Source organism: Bacillus sp. NPDC057893 (assembly GCF_042796455.1).
In the GTDB taxonomy this organism is placed as follows: Bacteria; Bacillota; Bacilli; order Bacillales; family Bacillaceae_G; genus Bacillus_A.
The window spans coordinates 1,169,382-1,186,047 of the sequence record NZ_JBHVNG010000002.1; the positions used below are offsets into that span (position 1 = coordinate 1,169,382).

Sequence of the window (16,666 nt, forward strand, 5' to 3'; positions counted from 1 at the left end):
GAATAAAGATGTCACCTCCTGCAATTATGTTATACTTTTATAATAAATCCAAATGAAAAGATTAGTCAAAGAAAATGGGCAAATATTGGTAGGTTTCTATAGTAGTTTTTTAATTTGCTGTTATTTTGTCCTCTATATAATAGGAATAACCGTCTACTTTTAATTTAAATAGACGGTTATTCTATGTTATGGTTTCGAAATACTTCTAGTTAAAGTATACGTGTTCTGTTTAGGGTAGTTTGTTGTCCATAAAGCTTGGAGAAACGATAAGATGCTATATGGAATATAAAGTAGTAATAAACCAATTGTGACAACTATAGGTGCATTTTTGCCAAATTGGACGATAAATTGTAATAGTCCATTTGTATGAAAAATACATTCCATAAAAACGAATGAAAGAATAATGGAACTCAAAATAGATTTATGATTGGAAGTAAGCGCAATAAATAACGTATCAACAAGGAAAGATGAATTTTTTATTTCGTATTCATTAGTAGTATTTAAGAACGGTAGCCATTTTTTAATTGCTTGCATAACGATTATCATAGAAGTGCTACATACGATGATAAAAGAGGAGAAGAAAGGAAACTTTATGAATTTCGCGATGTAGAGAAGTGATAATAGGACTAAACATTGTAATATCACAGTGCCAAAAGAATACGGTATCCAGCGAAATAAAGAACTACACTTTTTTAATGAGTTTGGTGCTTTTAAAAATAGATGGCCAATTCCTAGACTTATAAAGAAACCGATTACAAGAGTGAATGTGAAACGAACGATCGATAAAAAATATATTTCCCATATGTAGGGGAACAGTGGTGACGAATGGTTAGAGGTATGTATTATATTTTGTGTATGTATAAGCTGATTTGCTGAGAAAAGGATAGGTTCATGCATCCAATCAATTGTTGGAATTGAAATGGAAGAAGACTGCATTAGATTATGGAAAATGCTTACAAATCCAGTTGAGTAGGAATAATTATGTGTAATGAATAATGCTGGAAGAGGACTTATGACAAAAATAATCAAAACACCGGCTATAAATTTACATATATGTGAGCGCAATAAGGACATTCAATCACCTGCTCTTTGAATATTCAGAAAATTCTTATTCTTATTTTAGCTTTTTTCGGATGAAGTTACAACATATTTTTCTTTACGTATTGGTATATGGATAGTTTTAAATTATTTTTAGAAATTTATTATATGTGTGAGATATAAAGCAGAAGAAGGTGTATAACAGCACTAATACAAAAAGCATGAACATTTTAGCATTTTTACGCTTTTTGTATGGAATGAATGATAAAAAATGTAGGGAAAAGTCGAAAGAATTAAATTGATTTTTAAAATTGGAAGGTGATACCATAAAGTTAAACAGTGTTTAAATCATTGTTTAACTAATAAATTCTAGAGGGGGAGATAAGTTGAGGGGAAATGAAAACATATCAACGAAAGAAAAGATTTTAAATACAACATTGGAGTTAATTAAAAACGAAGGTTTCGAAAGTATAACGATAAGGAAAATTGCGGCATTGTCAGATGTAAATATTGCGCTTGTAAATTACCATTTTGGTTCAAAAGAAAAGTTGATTAGTGAGACGATTAAAGTCTTATTAATTAGCTTTCAAGGCACTTTTTCTATTTTAGATGATATTACAGTGCCAGCGAAAGAAAGATTAAAAATATTTTTATTTGATTATGTACTAGTAATTCGGCAATATCCTGAGTTAGTTAGGAAGATTATTGCAATGGGAACTACGGTATTTACATCTCAATACGAATATGGAGATTTTTTGAAGAGGCTAGGTTTTAGTAAAGTGAAGAATATTTTGAGTGAAATAACAAATGAAACGGATCAGGAAATTTTAATGATGATGACAGTGCAAATATTTGGATCTATTTTTCTTCCAGCATTAATGATGCCAATTCTTGAATCAGGGGCAGATATAAGAGTACTGCCTGTAGAAAAACAGATTGATTTCCTATTTGAACGCTATTTTTATAAAAATTGAGATAGTGGGTGATAGAGATGATTAGTTTTATTAGAAAGCATTGGTGTGATGTAGGGTTAGTTGTGGCTATTGTTGTCGTTGTTTGTTTAGTCGCGAATTTGGGAGAAATAAGTGAAATGAAAGTACTGTTAGCGTTAAGTTTTGTGGCCATTTTAGTGCATCAATTTGAAGAGTATCGTTGGCCAGGTTATTTCGCTGGTCTGTTTAATGTAGTTATATTTAAAAGTGATATACCAGATCGCTATCCATTAAATACGCAATCTGCTATGGTAATAAATATTTTGATTGCATATGTTTTTTATTTACTTCCGGTTTTCTTTCAAAATATAATATGGCTTGGGATGGCACCTATTTTAATGGGATTTTTTCAATTCATATGGCATGGTATTTTTGCGAATATAAAAGCTAAAACAATATACAATCCGGGATTAGGTGCGGTTGTATTACTACATGTTCCGATTGGTTATGCATATATGAGATATGTTCTTTTACACAATCTAGCTACAAATTTGGATTGGATATTAGGGCTGATCTATTTTCTAGTAGCTACCTATTTTTTAATTATAAAAGGAAATATGTTAATGAAAAGTAAGGAGACAAATCATTATTTTTCTAAAAAGCAATTAGGTCCGTACAATGATGCATTAAAGTGATCCAGAATTCAGAAGGGATTTTTGATGCTGAAGAGAGTACAAGTGTATGATTAATGAATAAATTATGACGGAAAAAAGAATAATTTTCAGAAAAATAAAATAATATATTTATTTTTTTCTGAAAATATAATATAGTTATGGCACAGAAAGTATTTTAGCATAAGGAGGCTTTTTTTATGAGGATTAAAGGGAATTATGTGCCAAAGAGGGAAGTTTTGTTTTGCTCAAGTTCAATTACGGTAGGGGAAACGCTGGAGCATTTAAATAAGACGGGGTATCGTTGTGTACCAGTTTTAGATGAAAAAAAAGAGAAGTTTTTAGGGAATGTATACAAAGTAGATATTTTAGAATATAAAGGTTCACTTGAAGATAATGTATTACAATTATTGAACGATAAGAATGGGTACGTGAGAGAAGACTCTTCCTTCTTTAAAGTATTTTTTACAATTAAAAAACTACCGTATTTATCAGTAGTTGATGAAGAAGGGGTCTTCCTTGGTATTTTAACTCATAAAAAAGTTTTTGAACTATTAGAAGATGCATGGGGAGTCCATTCTAGTAAATATTCTGTCATGATTGGAACACAAGATTATAATGGGGCCATTCAAAAATTATCGACAGTGCTAAAGAAATACACTGGTATTCAAAGCTTAATGACTTTTGATAATGATGCTTTATTAGTACGTAGAATAATGTTTACATTGGGAGAAGAGTTTGAAGATAGTGAATTAGAAACATTGCTAAAGGATTTAGAAGATCATGGATTTAGAGTTGTGTATGTTGAAGAGATGAATAATCCACGTGAAGTTGAAACGATAGAGTAACAAGTAAAAGCCATCTTATTTTTTGATGGCTTTCATTTTCTTTCGTATAAAAATATTCAAATATAATAAAATGTAAAAATCTTAAATTTCTAAAAAAATTTGTGTAATAGAATAAATAAAGGAGGTATGTGTGGATAATTTTGATTTTCAAAAAATTCTATTTAAAAATATGTTTTTATTTTTCAACCAAATATGTTACTATATGTGTGATAAAAACAAAGAGGTCTGACAACTAAACTCCACGTTATAACACTCTAATAACTTAAATATTCAAAAAAATCAAATTTATTATTTGGAGTAATTAAAAGGGGAATGGAGAAATTATGGAGAAAGACATTGCTTTGTAAGGGGCATATTTTATGATTATGAACAGAGAGGAGGATGCATAGCATATTGTGAGAATAGAGAAAAACAATGAAAAAGTGCTATGCAAATGAAAGAAATGAAGGGACGATTAAGGCCAGGTGATACGTTAGCAATCGGTTTAATGTTATTTGCATTATTTTTAGGAGCAGGAAATTTAATTTTTCCACCAGTTTTAGGTCAACAAGCAGGAGAAAATGTTTGGATTGCTACAATTGGATTCCTAGTAACGGGAGTCGGATTACCCCTATTAGCTGTCACAGCTGTCGCGTTTGTAGAGGGGGACTTGAAAGCGCTATCTTCTAGAGTTCACCCTATATTTGCGTTTATTTTTCCACTAGTTAGTTATTTAGCAATTGGACCATTCTTTGCGATCCCGCGTACTGGAGCTGTTTCGTTTGAAATGGGAATGAAGCCGTTTTTATCAGAAGCAATGGTTTCAGAATGGTACATGCTGTTCCTTTACACTATAGTTTTCTTCGGAGTAACGTGGTATTTATCATTAAATCCATCTAAATTAGTTGATTGGTTTGGAAAGTTCCTTACACCGTTGTTAGTATTAATAGTTGCTGTTATTGTCGGAAAGGCAATTATTGATCCGATTGGAACACCGGCTGCACCACTCGCTGCTTATAAAGAAAATGCTTTCTTTGGTGGGTTTATTCAAGGGTATTTAACGATGGATGCAATTAGTGCTCTTGTGTTTGGAATTGTTGTTGTACAAGTTATTCGCTCAAAAGGAATAAAAGAGAGCGGACAAATCGCAAAAATAACAGTCGTATCAGGAGTAATTGCTGTAATAGGTTTAACGTTAATATATTTATCACTTGCTTATCTAGGTTCAACAAGTACATCACTTGGTGTTTCAGAGAACGGTGGTCTTATATTAACGAATGTTGTAAATGAGTTGTATGGAACGAGTGGGAAAATTTTATTAGGGCTTGTTATTACACTTGCTTGTTTAACGACTTCGGTTGGATTAGCATCTGCCTGTGCTGGCTTCTTTACAAACTTATTCCCGAAATTTTCACATAAAACGATTGTAACAATAGTATGTGTATTTAGTTTAATTGTATCTAACTTAGGATTGACACAATTAATCGCAGTAACTTTACCAGTGTTAATGATCATTTATCCAGTTGCAATTGTATTAATCGTACTTTCATATTTCCATAAATGGATTGGAAAGCGTAATACAATTTATATTGGTGCAATATTAGGTGCATTGTCAATTAGTTTATTTAATGGCTTAGAAAGTGCGAACATAAAAATTGACGCAATTTCAAATGTACTACAAATGTTACCATTATATAAAGAAGGAATAGGATGGTTAATCCCAGCATGTGTTGGCGGGGTTCTCGGTTTCTTCTTCTATAAATCAAATGAATCAAGTGAGTTACAAAAGAAAGGTGCCTAGGCGCCTTTCTTTTTTTAAAGGGGATTTTTATGTTTTGTCTAAGTAATAATTGGGAGGATTGATAAAATGGCTAGTTTTGAAGATTTTTTAACTTTGGATTTGCGTATTGGGACAGTAAGAAAGGCGGAGGAATTTAAAGAAGCAAGGATTCCTGCAATTAAGTTAGAGATTGATTTTGGAGAGTTAGGGGTTAAGCAATCAAGTGCTCAAATTACGAAAAGATACAATCCAGAAGATTTAATCGGTCAACAAGTCGTTGCTATTGTGAATTTCCCACCAAAGCGTGTGGCAGGATTTAAATCGGAAGTACTTGTGCTTGGCGGAGTTCCTGAAGCTGACGATGTTGTTTTACTTCAGCCTAATATGGATCTACCGAATGGAACGAAAATTAGTTAGTGTGAAGGTAGGTGTTAATTTGGATATCGGACGAGAATATTTACAATGTGCAATTTCGAATTTCAAAACAACACAAAACCAGGGAGAACGAGTACTTTCTCAATTATCTTATGAACAGATAATGTGGTCTTCTCATGAGGAGACAAATAGTATTGCGATTATTATTAAGCATTTGCATGGTAATATGCGTTCAAGATGGACGGATTTTTTAACGTCCGATGGTGAAAAAACAGATCGTAATCGAGATGGTGAATTTGAAGGCGGCTACAATTCAAAACAAGAAGCTCTCGCTGCGTGGCAAGAAGGGTGGGAACATGTTTTTAAAACGATGAATACTATAACGCCAGAACACCTATTGAAGACAGTATACATTCGCGGAGAAGCACACACTGTAATGCAAGCGATCGAAAGGCAAATTTCTCATTATGCTTTACATATTGGTCAAATTATCTACATTGGTAAAATGTTAAAAGAAAATGAATGGGAGTGTTTAAGCATTCCTAGAGGGCAGTCTACTAGTTATTTAGAGAAAAAACGTTCAACGTAATAATAGGAAAAAAAACGATATAAAATAGGAAGCAAAAAAATAAGCCAAACGATAGATGGCTCCGTGAACATTAGAATGCTACCAGCAATAAGCCCGTATATATTAAGAAGAAAACCAAAAAGTGTATTTATAGGAATAAAACGTGAGACAAATAATTGCTGATTTTTGAAACAAGTGTTGTGAAATAAATAAAAGCGAAAATGCCATGTAGAGGTAATAAGATCTTTCTTTCTCGCTATTCTTTTTTTACATTTATGACAAATGAATGGTGGCTGCATTTCGTTACGCTCCATTTTTTATATTCATTAGTTTCATAATAATGTGAGACAAAATTAAGTACAAAGTGTATATACCTATATATGCTCCTGCAAGTAGAAAAAGTGGATTTAGTAAAATTCCATGAATGCTTGTCATGAAAACTAAATTTTGTATTAAAACATCATATATATTCATAGAAATAATTGTCCCGAGTACATATAGTGCTAAGTATGCGAAAATATGTAGCACAATACGAATTTTAGGATGTAAACCAAGTAAATAAAAAGTAATTGATAGAGCGATTGGTAATGCTCCTATTAGTAGCTTCAATTCATTTCACCTCATTAACAATATAGCCGAAATTTAAGCGGTCTATTCTCTAGAGCTTGTACATAACTTGAAATAGAGAGGGTGATAGTATGAATCGAGGCTTTTTTTATGTGAAATTAACAAGTGTACGCAAGTTAATTTTATTTGTTATTACTACGGTATTGGCGACTTTTTTTCTTATTAGTATGATGGTTACTTCTATGAAAGAGACGAAGTCAACGTATTTATATAATTGGTTAAATGAGTTATCAATGAATGGTTACATGTACGTTATTGGGAAAGAGAATCATTATTTTACACAGGAGTACCGGAATTTGAATCAAGACTTTTCTATTTCTTCATTCCTTTTTTCGATGGCTACGAATATTCGTTTTGATGATGTACGTAGTTTTGTCGGGAAAGAACTTCCGGGATTTGGGAAATATGATACAGAAATCGTTATAGCAGGTGAAGGGACAAATTACTCCAATTTACCGATAGAGTCGAGCGTTCCTCTTGAAGAAGTAGTGAAGGAACGGACTGGAGAAACTGGACAAGTTCCTAAGTCTGATCCGAATAAAGAGAAGAAACAGCCAGCTCAAACGACGGGAAAAAGACAAGTTGCATTTATTTATCATACACATAGCTGGGAATCTTATTTGCCATTACTGAACTTAACGAATGACCCAGATCCGAATAAAGCAACGAGTTCTGTAACGAATATTTCAATAGCTGGAGATCGTTTTCGGGAACAACTGGAAAGTGAAGGTATAGGTGCTACTAACGATAAGACTGATGTCGGCCAAAAGTTAATAAGTAAAGGATTAAACAGTAATAGTTCTTATAAAATGTCCCGAGAAATTGTACAAGAAGCGATGACTGGAAATAAAGAACTCCAATACTTTTTTGATTTGCACCGTGATAGTGCGCGCAAAAACGTCACGACAAAGACAATTGGGGATAAATCATATGCGAAGCTTGCTTTTGTAATTGGGAAAGGTAACAAAAACTATGAAAAAAACTTACAATTAGCAACGGCTTTACATGAGACAATTAGTAAAAAATATCCGGGAGTAAGCCGAGGTGTTATTCAAAAAGGCTTCCAAACAGGGAATGGTGTTTATAATCAAGACTTATCAGGACAGGCGATTTTAATTGAAGTTGGTGGCGTAGATAATACAGATGAAGAATTGAATCGATCAATTGATGCTCTTGCTAAAGCATTTGGAGAATATTTTTGGCAAGCTGAAAAAGTGAATGGATAAACGTAAGTGAGAAGCTTATGTTTATTTTTTTTGAGCATAAGTTATGGTCAATAAGACATGTCACAGTATAGACATAATTTCCTATCATTATAGCAATATCGAAATTTGTCTATTTATAGTAAGGAATTTAAAAAGGAATTTTCGGAATAGTGGAGAAAATCTTTTTACAAGGAAAATTTTTAACTAACAAAATGGATAGGGTGATCAAGGTGATTCGGGAGATTAGAGCAGAAGATGCAGCACTATTTTTACAATTAAGTAAGCAATTAGACGAAGAAACGAAATTTATGTTATACGAACCAGGAGAAAGAAAAACTACAGTAGAGCAACAAGAAAAGATGGTCCATCGTTTTATAGAAAATGAATATGCGACAATATTTGTAGCAGTTGAAGAAGAGAGAATAGTAGGGTTTATTTTAGTTAATGGAAATAATATTCAAAGAAAGAGACATGTGGCAGGCATTGTAATTGGTATTTTGCAAGAGTATAGTGGCCGAGGTATTGGAACGAGTTTGTTTAAAGAAGTAGAGAAGTGGGCAAGATTACATGATGTATGGCGTTTAGAATTAACGGTAATGGCCCACAATACAAGAGCTCAGGCACTATATAGCAAAATTGGATTTGCACAAGAAGGTGTCAAAAAATCTGCTCTTATCATCGATGGAAAAGGTATCGATGAGTATGAAATGGCCAAATTATTAAAATAAGAGGTCGTTATATGAAAAAAAGATGGGCACTACTTGGTACCGTAGCAATGATACTGATCATTGGAGTAGCAGGAATAAATTATAAGATGTACAAGGAGCAAGAGGCGCGGGAAGTAAATGTAAACAATATATTTCCGAAAGCTAAAGAAACGATTGCTAATATGGATGGGGATATCGCAGTCATTAGTAATCCAAATTCGATGCTTGTACTCGTGAATAAAAATAGGCGTTTACCAGATGGGTATAGACCGCCAGATTTAGTTGTTCCGAAAGTACGTTATTCTAGTGAAGGTGATCAGGAGAAGAAAAAGATGAGGAAAGAGGCAGCGGTGGCACTTGAGGAAATGATTCAGCAAGCCGATAATGAGCGGATTTTCCTTTTTGCAGTCTCTGGATTTAGATCTTTTGATCGACAAAAAGCATTAAATACAATGTATAAAAAACAAGATGGAGAAGCAAAGACAGCGATGTCTAGTGCAGTCCCTGGTACGAGTGAACATCAAACAGGACTAGCTATGGATATTACATCTCAATCTGCTAAATTTCAGTTGGAAACTGTTTTTGGGGAGACGAAAGAAGGAAAGTGGCTTTCTGAAAATGCCCATAAGTTTGGTTTTGTTATTCGATATACGAAAGAGAAAGAAGGGATTACCGGCTATCGTTATGAACCGTGGCATGTACGGTATGTTGGGAATCCGCAAGCTACATATTTATATGAAAACCAACTGACGCTTGAAGAAGTAACGCAGTAATGAATTGAGGGGAGAGGGCTAAGATGACGATGTTATATAAGAAAAAGGTACATGCATATATTACGAGAGAAAAAGAAGGGGTTATGCAACTACTCGTTTTTAAACATCGTGATATACGAGAGGCTGGTATCCAAGTGCCAGGTGGGACAGTATATGAAGGGGAAACGTTAGAGGCAGCAATTTTACGCGAAGTACAAGAAGAGTCAGGACTACGCCATTTTTGTATCGAACGCTTCCTTTCTGATTACATTATTTATATGAAAGAAAAAAAGGAATATCAAAAACGTCATTTTTTCCACATTTCATTATTAACAGATGTGAAAGATACGTGGGAACATATAGTAAGTGCCGGTGAGGAAGACAAAGGTTTAGTATTTTGTTATGAGTGGATTGATATTAACAAATGTCCTGAATTAGCGGGTAAACAAGGCGAGTTTTTACATTTGTTAGAAGAGGTATATGTAAAATAATAAAAAGAGTCTGAGGCGATATTGAATTCGTTTCAGACTCTTTTTATTTCTCTGGAAATTAAAGGTTTTTAAACTGGTAAGTTGAAGTCTTTTAAAGGGATTGTAGTTGTTTATGCGAGGAGCGGAGAAAATGAAAAAGTAATAGATATACGTCATATATAAAAGGGCTTATAAAAGGAGAATGAAAATGGAAATTCAGTTCAATACATTATTGCAAAAAGAATTAACAATTCATGATATACAAACTGCAATGGAAGAAGGAAAATTAACGTCGAAAGAATTAGTCATGTATTATCTTTATAGGATCGCAAAGTATGACCAAGATGGTCCGAAAATCAATTCTATTTTAGAAATAAATCCAGATGCTATCTTTATTGCAGAAGCGTTAGATCATGAAAGAAAGACAAAAGGTGTGAGAGGTCCATTACATGGTATACCAGTTTTGCTGAAGGACAATATTGAAACGAATGATTCTATGCATACAAGTGCAGGGACAATTGCCCTAGAACAAAATATAAGTAGTGAAGATGCATTTCTCGTTACAAAACTGCGTGAAGCAGGTGCAATTATAATAGGGAAAGCAAATATGACAGAGTTGGCAAACGGAATGTCTTTTGAAATGTGGGCTGGATATAGCGCTAGGGGCGGTCAAACAATTAATCCATATGGAACGGGCAAGGATGATATGTTCGTTGGTGGCTCAAGTACAGGGTCTGCCGTTGCAGTTGCTGCTAACTTTACAGTATTATCCGTGGGTACAGAAACAGATGCTTCTATTTTAAGCCCAGCTGTTCAAAGCTCTGTTGTAGGTATTAAACCGACTGTTGGTTTAATTAGCCGTAGAGGAATTATTCCGTTCACATATTCGCAAGATACAGCCGGACCATTTGCTAGAACTGTAACAGATGCTGCTATTTTGCTAGGGAGTTTAACTGGGGTAGATGAGAAAGATGTAGCTACTCATAAAAGTGAAGGTATGGCAGAGCCGAATTATACAAAATATCTCGATGTTAATGGCTTGAATGGAGCGAAGATTGGTTTATTTAGCAATGCACCAGAAGAATATTATGAATCTGGAGAATACGATGAAAAATTGTTTAAGGAAACGATTCAAGTTTTACGTAGTAAGGGAGCGACAATAGTAGAAGATATTGATATTCCATCTTTTCATAGAGAATGGAGCTGGGGAGTTCCGCTTTATGAACTGAAGCATAGCTTAGATAACTATCTTTCTAAATTACCTTCTACCACTCCAGTACATTCTATGTTGGAATTAATAGAGTTTAATGAAAATATAGCAGAAAGAGCTTTGAAATATGGACAAACTAAGTTAGAGAGAAGAACAGATTTTCCTAACACGTTAAGAAATCCTGAATATTTAAACGCAAGATTAGAAGATATATATTTTTCTCAGGGACAAGGTATTGATTTTGCTTTGGAAAAATATAAACTTGATGCGATTCTGTTCCCATCCTATATAGGATCCACTATATGTGCAAAAGCAGGTTATCCATCTATAGCAATACCAGCAGGATATATGAAAAACGGGAGGCCTTTTGGTATTACACTTGCCAGTACTGCTTTTAGTGAAGGGACATTAATTAAACTAGCATATGCTTTTGAACAAGCGACAAAGCATAGAAAGGTTCCAAATTTATCATAAATGGAAAAAAGAGAAGGCTGCTCGAAATGGATTTTTAGAGACAGCCTTCTCTTTTTAATAGCTAATATTGTTGTGAATTTTTGTTAAAAAAACGATGTTATTTGTCGAATCGTTGATATATTGTAAGTTGTGATAGATATATTTTAAAAATCGTTCATATAATTTCATTTACTATGGTGCTATGTAGTTGGAAGTTCTACTTTGGGAATACCCATCTATTAAGTTAAACGGAAATATCCTTCTTTTGTTTTTGCTGATACTTTAATAAGCTAAAAGATAAACAAGCAGAACATAAAATAAGAAAAGAAGCAATGATATAAATAGTACGAACACCGAACGTATCTGTAATAATTCCAACGCTAAGCATAGAAAGACCAGAAGCTGTCGAGAGAAGCGTACCATGAGCTGTATACATCTTGGATAATAAAGAAGGCGCGACGCTGGATTGTAAAACCGTCGTTTGAGAAATATCTCTAATTTGATAACATGGACCCATTAGAACACATAGGAATAGTGCAATTAACCCGCTACTCGTCATACCATATAAAAATGTAAGAATGCTAAACATAAGAGATCCTATCGCCATAGAGCGTATTAAATTATTTTGAATATATGTACTCATTCTCCATGCCAATATTCCGCCAATTAATGTTCCGACATAATAACTTGTATTAATATATCCCCACCATTCTTCGCCTTTATGTAAAGCAGTAGTTACATATGCCATCGTAATAGCACCGATCCATATCGTTCCTGCGAAAGTTTCAATTAAGTCCATAAGTGTAACGGTGCGTAGAGACGGGTGTTGAAATAACAGTTTCCATCCCTCTAATAAAGCAGTAGTTTTCGAAGAAGTGGGTTCTGCTACTCGTTCAGCTTGTATAGATTGTAATGAAAGGTGTAATATAATACATCCGAAAATCATTAATAGATTATTAATCATGAGTGTCGAAGTAACGCCAATGAGAAGAACAATTATACTTGTAAATGAGTAAGCAGCGGCTTGTATAATTTGTGTTGAAAAGGAAAAGACACTATTTACTTTTACTAATTTTTCTTGTGGTGTTAAGCGCGGGATAACGGCGTATAGTAAAGGCGCACTCCAGCCACTACATAATGAAATGAAAATAACAAAAGTTAAAAGAGCAGAAATGTTTGTTGATAGAATAGGAAATAATAGCATTAACAATATTAAAAGAGCTGTTTTAATCCATTGCAGAGTATATAGCAATGCATAAGATGGAAAACGATTCATTATAAGTGGTGCAGATGTGTTCGCGATAAGATTTGTGATTACTTGTAATAATGGAAAAAGAGCAGTAATTGTAGCTGATTTAGTTGTGATATAGATGTGAGTTGTAATAATCATTATGTATACAATGTCAGCAAGGATAATACACATTTTGGAGCCTAAATAGAAAGCTAGTGAGCGTTTCGGCAATAAGAATACCACCTTCCAAAAAAATAATGGTTTTTTAGTTAGAATAATTATAATCTGAAAAATATATTTTTGAAAGAATTAAATTTTTTGTCATTTTTTGAAAGGGATTTTCATGTATAATGAAGAATATATTGATATAGTATTTTATTAATGCTTGTTGTAACAGCGAATATATATAATAGCTTGTAGCAAACGCCCTTCTATGAGAAAGGGCGGATAAACCATTCTTTTCTTCATATACATATAGAAAATGAGAAAGAAAGTGAGGGTTGCATATGGCTGGATGGGTGATTTGGTTTATAATAGCGGGTATTTTATTTATTGCAGAAATGTTGTCGATTACTTTTTACATGCTTTGGCTTGGAATTGGAGCTGTTGTCGGAGGTCTTATTGCTTTGTTTGCTCCTGATGCACTATTCTTACAAGTTGTTGTTGGGGCGATTGTAAGTTTAACATTGACTTTCTTTACGAAAAGAATTTCAAAAAACTTTCGAGAAGCAAAAGGTTTTACTGATACAGTAGATAAACTTGTTGGTAAAAAGGGAATTGTTATGCAAACGATTACAATCGAAGTGAACGGTATTGTGAAAGTGGATGGAGATACTTGGACAGCTATTTCGGATACTCCTATTGATGCTGGAGAAAAAGTCGTTGTTATAAAGAGGCATAGTACTATTTTACAAGTGAAAAAGGAGAGTGAATAAATATGGTAGTAGCATTAACGTTAACGATTATTTTCGCATTGATTGTCGTTGTATTTATTGCATTGACGATTAAAATTATTTCTCAGCAAAAAGTTGGGGTTGTTGAAAGGTTTGGTAAATTTCAACGGATTATGCACCCAGGATTAAATATTTTAATCCCAATTGTAGATCGTGTTCGTGTATATCATGATTTACGTATTCAACAAACGAATGTACCACCACAAAAGGTAATTACGAAAGATAATGTACAAGTAGAAATTGATACAATTATTTTCTATCAAATTGTTGAACCAGAGCTTGCGACATATGGTATTTCAAACTATGAATATGGTGTTCGTAATATTACATCTGCAACAATGCGTCAAATTATTGGTAAAATGGAGCTTGATGAAACATTATCAGGCCGTGAAAAAATTTCAACAGAAATTCGTTTAGCACTTGATGAAGCGACAGAAAAATGGGGCGTTCGTATTGAGCGTGTCGAAATAGTCGATATTAACCCACCAAAAGATGTGCAAGTATCAATGGAAAAACAAATGAAAGCAGAACGTAATAAACGTGCGATCATTTTAGAAGCTGAAGCAGCAAAACAAGACAAAGTCCTTCGTGCTGAAGGAGAAAAACAAAGTAAAATTTTAATGGCTGAAGGGGATAAAGAAGCCCGTATCCGCGAGGCTGAAGGTATACGAGAAGCGAAAGAATTAGAAGCGCAAGGGGAAGCAAGAGCGATTGAGGAAATTGCAAAAGCAGAACAAAATCGAATTGAATTACTTCGCGCAGCAGATTTAGATGAGCGCGTACTTGCTTATAAATCATTTGAATCATTGATTGAGGTTGCAAAAGGACCAGCCAATAAAGTCTTTATTCCGTCTAATGCAATTGAAACACTTGGTACTCTTGGTGCGATTGGGGAAATTTTTAAAGAGAAACAAGTGAAGAAATTACCTTCGTCAGATACAGAAAAATAACTATACGAGCGAGGAAGAGAAATGGGATGCCATTTCTCTTTTTTGTGCGTATATTACGAAAGGCTTGTACATATCCATGTATAAAGAAGGTGATACAGTGAAAAAGTATGCAACTCATATACATGGGAAAAAACTAGTTTCGTTACTCTTTTTATATGCACTAATAGTAATTATTATTGCGTCGATTTTGACGTCACTTTTACATACAATGAAATCGAATTATGCGAATCAATGGTTTGGAAAAGTATCTATGCAAGGTTTTGTTCAAATGATAGAAAGTGAGAATCGCTATTATGGATTTGATTATTTTAAGCAAAATAAACGAGAATCAGTTGGGAATTTAATGTTCTCTATTGCGACAGATTTGAAAATAAAAGATTTAAGAACATTTGTCGGGAAAGAAGTACCTGGTATGTCAAAGTATTACTCGAATATTATCGTAGCTGGGGAAGGGACAAACTTTACGAATATCCCAAATGAATCTAGTGTACCGATTGAAGAAGTAACGAAAGAGCGAGAAGTAGCAAAAGATAAAGTTACAGAAGCGGAAAAGAATAATCCAATCCAGAAAAAGAACGGAACGAAAAAAGGAGAAAGCGCAGTATACATTTATCATACACATAGCTGGGAATCCTTCTTTCCGTTATTACCAGGGGCTACCGATCCATCAAGTCCAGATGTAAATGTATCCTTACTAGGAGAACGTATGAAAGAGCAACTTGAAGGACAAGGAATTCCGGTAATTCATGATAAAACGAATATGGGGGATTTATTAGCGAGTAAAAAATGGAAATGGTATCAGTCGTATACAGCATCTCATGGATATGTAAAAGAAGCATTAGCACAAAATAATAAAATTGCGTTTCCGATTGATATACATCGTGATGACCAGCGCAAGAAAGTAACAACAAAAGTAATTAACGGCAAATCGTATGCAAGGTTATATTTTATAATTGGGATGGAAAATGAAGGACGTGTTGAAAATGAAAAAATTGCAAGAGCAATCAATAGTTATTTAGATGAAAACTATTACGGATTAAGTAGAGGGATTTTTCCGAAGTATAAAAAAGATGGAAATGGCGTTTATAACCAAGATTTATCTAAAAATGCGATGTTAATTGAAGTTGGTGGTGTGGATAATACGTTAGATGAATTATATAACACAATTGATGTATTAACGGAAGCGTTTAGTAAGTATTATTGGAATGATGCAGAGAAAGTGAATGGGTGAGGAACGGGAAACCGGTCCTTTTTTATTTTTGAAATCCTAAAATATGATATAATAGAATTTTGTGAATATTAAACAAGGAGTGGGATAAACATGCAAATACTACTAATACGACACGGAGAATCAGAAGCTGACATTTTACATGTACATGAAGGACGAGCGGACTTTGAATTAACAGAAAAGGGGAGACAACAAGTTCAAAGACTTGTACAGAAAGTGAAAAAGGATTTCCCGCCAGATTTCATTTGGGCAAGTACATTAAAACGTGCTCGCGAAACTGGTGAAACGTTAGCGGAAGCAATTGGTTGCCCAATTCAATTAGAAGAGGAATTAATGGAGTTTAATAATGGAGTACAAGCAGGCTTATCATTTGAAGAAGCGAAGAAATATCCAGAGCCAAAGTATCTTCATGATCGTTTTGAAAACGGGGAATCATTTATTGAATTTCGAATGAGAATCGAAGGAATCTTTTCTAAAATCGTGACAGAGAATACATATGACCGGATTGCAATCGTTGCACATGGTGGTGTAATAAATAGTATATTACGTGCATTTTTCCAAATGCCAATTTCAATGGACTATTATTTTAAAATGGGAGATACAGGAATTAGTTTGATTGAACTTACAGATAAACAGAAAACTGTACATTTTATAAATGAAACAAATCATTTGGATGGAATGTAAGTAGC

Annotated in this window: 19 protein-coding genes; 15 read left to right on the plus strand and 4 right to left on the minus strand. The window is 33.8% G+C overall.

The window, feature by feature from the left end:
* Positions 1 to 186: 186 nt before the first annotated feature.
* On the minus strand, positions 187 to 1,074 hold the full coding sequence (locus ACFVQC_RS14790) for a hypothetical protein (protein ID WP_377898575.1): 888 nt from the start codon (positions 1,072 to 1,074) through the stop codon (positions 187 to 189).
* A 350-nt stretch (positions 1,075 to 1,424) separates the two neighbouring features.
* On the opposite strand from ACFVQC_RS14790, the gene ACFVQC_RS14795 reads away from it, so the two are divergent.
* The 6 genes from ACFVQC_RS14795 (at position 1,425) to ACFVQC_RS14820 (ending at position 6,212) form a co-directional block, all read left to right on the plus strand.
* Positions 1,425 to 2,012 (plus strand): TetR/AcrR family transcriptional regulator, encoded by a 588-nt coding sequence (locus ACFVQC_RS14795; protein ID WP_219918087.1) that lies wholly within the window; start codon positions 1,425 to 1,427, stop codon positions 2,010 to 2,012.
* Between the two features lie 8 nt (positions 2,013 to 2,020).
* Positions 2,021 to 2,665, plus strand: a complete 645-nt coding sequence (locus ACFVQC_RS14800) for an HXXEE domain-containing protein (protein WP_377894135.1) — start codon at positions 2,021 to 2,023, stop codon at positions 2,663 to 2,665.
* Between the two features lie 176 nt (positions 2,666 to 2,841).
* A complete protein-coding gene (gene cbpA / locus ACFVQC_RS14805) occupies positions 2,842 to 3,489 on the plus strand; it encodes a cyclic di-AMP binding protein CbpA (RefSeq protein WP_377898576.1) in 648 nt (215 codons plus the stop codon).
* Positions 3,490 to 3,931: 442 nt separating this feature from the next.
* Positions 3,932 to 5,269, plus strand: a complete 1,338-nt coding sequence (gene brnQ4, locus ACFVQC_RS14810) for a branched-chain amino acid transport system II carrier protein BrnQ4 (RefSeq protein ID WP_483861778.1) — start codon at positions 3,932 to 3,934, stop codon at positions 5,267 to 5,269.
* A 66-nt stretch (positions 5,270 to 5,335) separates the two neighbouring features.
* Positions 5,336 to 5,665, plus strand: a complete 330-nt coding sequence (gene csaA, locus ACFVQC_RS14815; RefSeq protein ID WP_377898578.1) for a chaperone CsaA — start codon at positions 5,336 to 5,338, stop codon at positions 5,663 to 5,665.
* Positions 5,646 to 6,212 carry a DUF1572 domain-containing protein gene (locus tag ACFVQC_RS14820; RefSeq protein ID WP_033706697.1) on the plus strand — a complete coding sequence of 189 codons (567 nt, stop codon included), beginning with the start codon at positions 5,646 to 5,648 and terminating at the stop codon, positions 6,210 to 6,212. Before csaA ends, ACFVQC_RS14820 begins: the two co-directional genes overlap by 20 nt.
* Here the strand turns inward: ACFVQC_RS14820 and ACFVQC_RS14825 are convergent.
* Positions 6,185 to 6,490 carry a permease gene (locus ACFVQC_RS14825; protein WP_377898579.1) on the minus strand — a complete coding sequence of 102 codons (306 nt, stop codon included), beginning with the start codon at positions 6,488 to 6,490 and terminating at the stop codon, positions 6,185 to 6,187. The genes ACFVQC_RS14820 and ACFVQC_RS14825 overlap by 28 nt on opposite strands.
* 4 nt (positions 6,491 to 6,494) lie before the next feature.
* Positions 6,495 to 6,800: a hypothetical protein gene (locus tag ACFVQC_RS14830; protein ID WP_377898580.1), complete on the minus strand. Its 306-nt coding sequence runs from the start codon at positions 6,798 to 6,800 to the stop codon at positions 6,495 to 6,497.
* An 89-nt stretch (positions 6,801 to 6,889) separates the two neighbouring features.
* On the opposite strand from ACFVQC_RS14830, the gene spoIIP (ACFVQC_RS14835) reads away from it, so the two are divergent.
* The 5 genes from spoIIP (ACFVQC_RS14835) (at position 6,890) to ACFVQC_RS14855 (ending at position 11,636) form a co-directional block, all read left to right on the plus strand.
* Positions 6,890 to 8,044 carry a stage II sporulation protein SpoIIP gene (gene spoIIP, locus ACFVQC_RS14835; RefSeq protein ID WP_377898581.1) on the plus strand — a complete coding sequence of 385 codons (1,155 nt, stop codon included), beginning with the start codon at positions 6,890 to 6,892 and terminating at the stop codon, positions 8,042 to 8,044.
* Between the two features lie 209 nt (positions 8,045 to 8,253).
* Entirely contained in the window at positions 8,254 to 8,751 is a 498-nt protein-coding gene (locus ACFVQC_RS14840) for a GNAT family N-acetyltransferase (RefSeq protein ID WP_219918091.1), read from the plus strand.
* Between the two features lie 11 nt (positions 8,752 to 8,762).
* Positions 8,763 to 9,503, plus strand: coding sequence for a M15 family metallopeptidase (locus tag ACFVQC_RS14845; protein ID WP_002200752.1), 741 nt, complete (start codon positions 8,763 to 8,765; stop codon positions 9,501 to 9,503).
* A gap of 23 nt (positions 9,504 to 9,526) precedes the next feature.
* A complete protein-coding gene (locus tag ACFVQC_RS14850; RefSeq protein ID WP_002158140.1) occupies positions 9,527 to 9,973 on the plus strand; it encodes an NUDIX hydrolase in 447 nt (148 codons plus the stop codon).
* A 187-nt stretch (positions 9,974 to 10,160) separates the two neighbouring features.
* A complete protein-coding gene (locus tag ACFVQC_RS14855) occupies positions 10,161 to 11,636 on the plus strand; it encodes an amidase family protein (protein ID WP_377894144.1) in 1,476 nt (491 codons plus the stop codon).
* 223 nt (positions 11,637 to 11,859) lie between these two features.
* Here the strand turns inward: ACFVQC_RS14855 and ACFVQC_RS14860 are convergent, their stop codons facing one another.
* The gene (locus ACFVQC_RS14860; protein WP_377898582.1) at positions 11,860 to 13,077 is read right to left on the minus strand and encodes an MFS transporter; all 1,218 of its coding nucleotides are present in this window, start codon (positions 13,075 to 13,077) and stop codon (positions 11,860 to 11,862) included.
* Between the two features lie 275 nt (positions 13,078 to 13,352).
* Here ACFVQC_RS14860 and ACFVQC_RS14865 point away from each other — a divergent pair, with 275 nt between their 5' ends.
* The 4 genes from ACFVQC_RS14865 (at position 13,353) to ACFVQC_RS14880 (ending at position 16,661) form a co-directional block, all read left to right on the plus strand.
* Positions 13,353 to 13,781, plus strand: coding sequence for an NfeD family protein (locus tag ACFVQC_RS14865; RefSeq protein WP_377898583.1), 429 nt, complete (start codon positions 13,353 to 13,355; stop codon positions 13,779 to 13,781).
* A 2-nt stretch (positions 13,782 to 13,783) separates the two neighbouring features.
* Positions 13,784 to 14,749, plus strand: a complete 966-nt coding sequence (locus tag ACFVQC_RS14870; protein ID WP_377898584.1) for an SPFH domain-containing protein — start codon at positions 13,784 to 13,786, stop codon at positions 14,747 to 14,749.
* A 97-nt stretch (positions 14,750 to 14,846) separates the two neighbouring features.
* On the plus strand, positions 14,847 to 15,980 hold the full coding sequence (gene spoIIP, locus ACFVQC_RS14875) for a stage II sporulation protein P (protein ID WP_377898585.1): 1,134 nt from the start codon (positions 14,847 to 14,849) through the stop codon (positions 15,978 to 15,980).
* A 90-nt stretch (positions 15,981 to 16,070) separates the two neighbouring features.
* A complete protein-coding gene (locus ACFVQC_RS14880; protein WP_377898586.1) occupies positions 16,071 to 16,661 on the plus strand; it encodes a histidine phosphatase family protein in 591 nt (196 codons plus the stop codon).
* Positions 16,662 to 16,666: the final 5 nt, after the last annotated feature.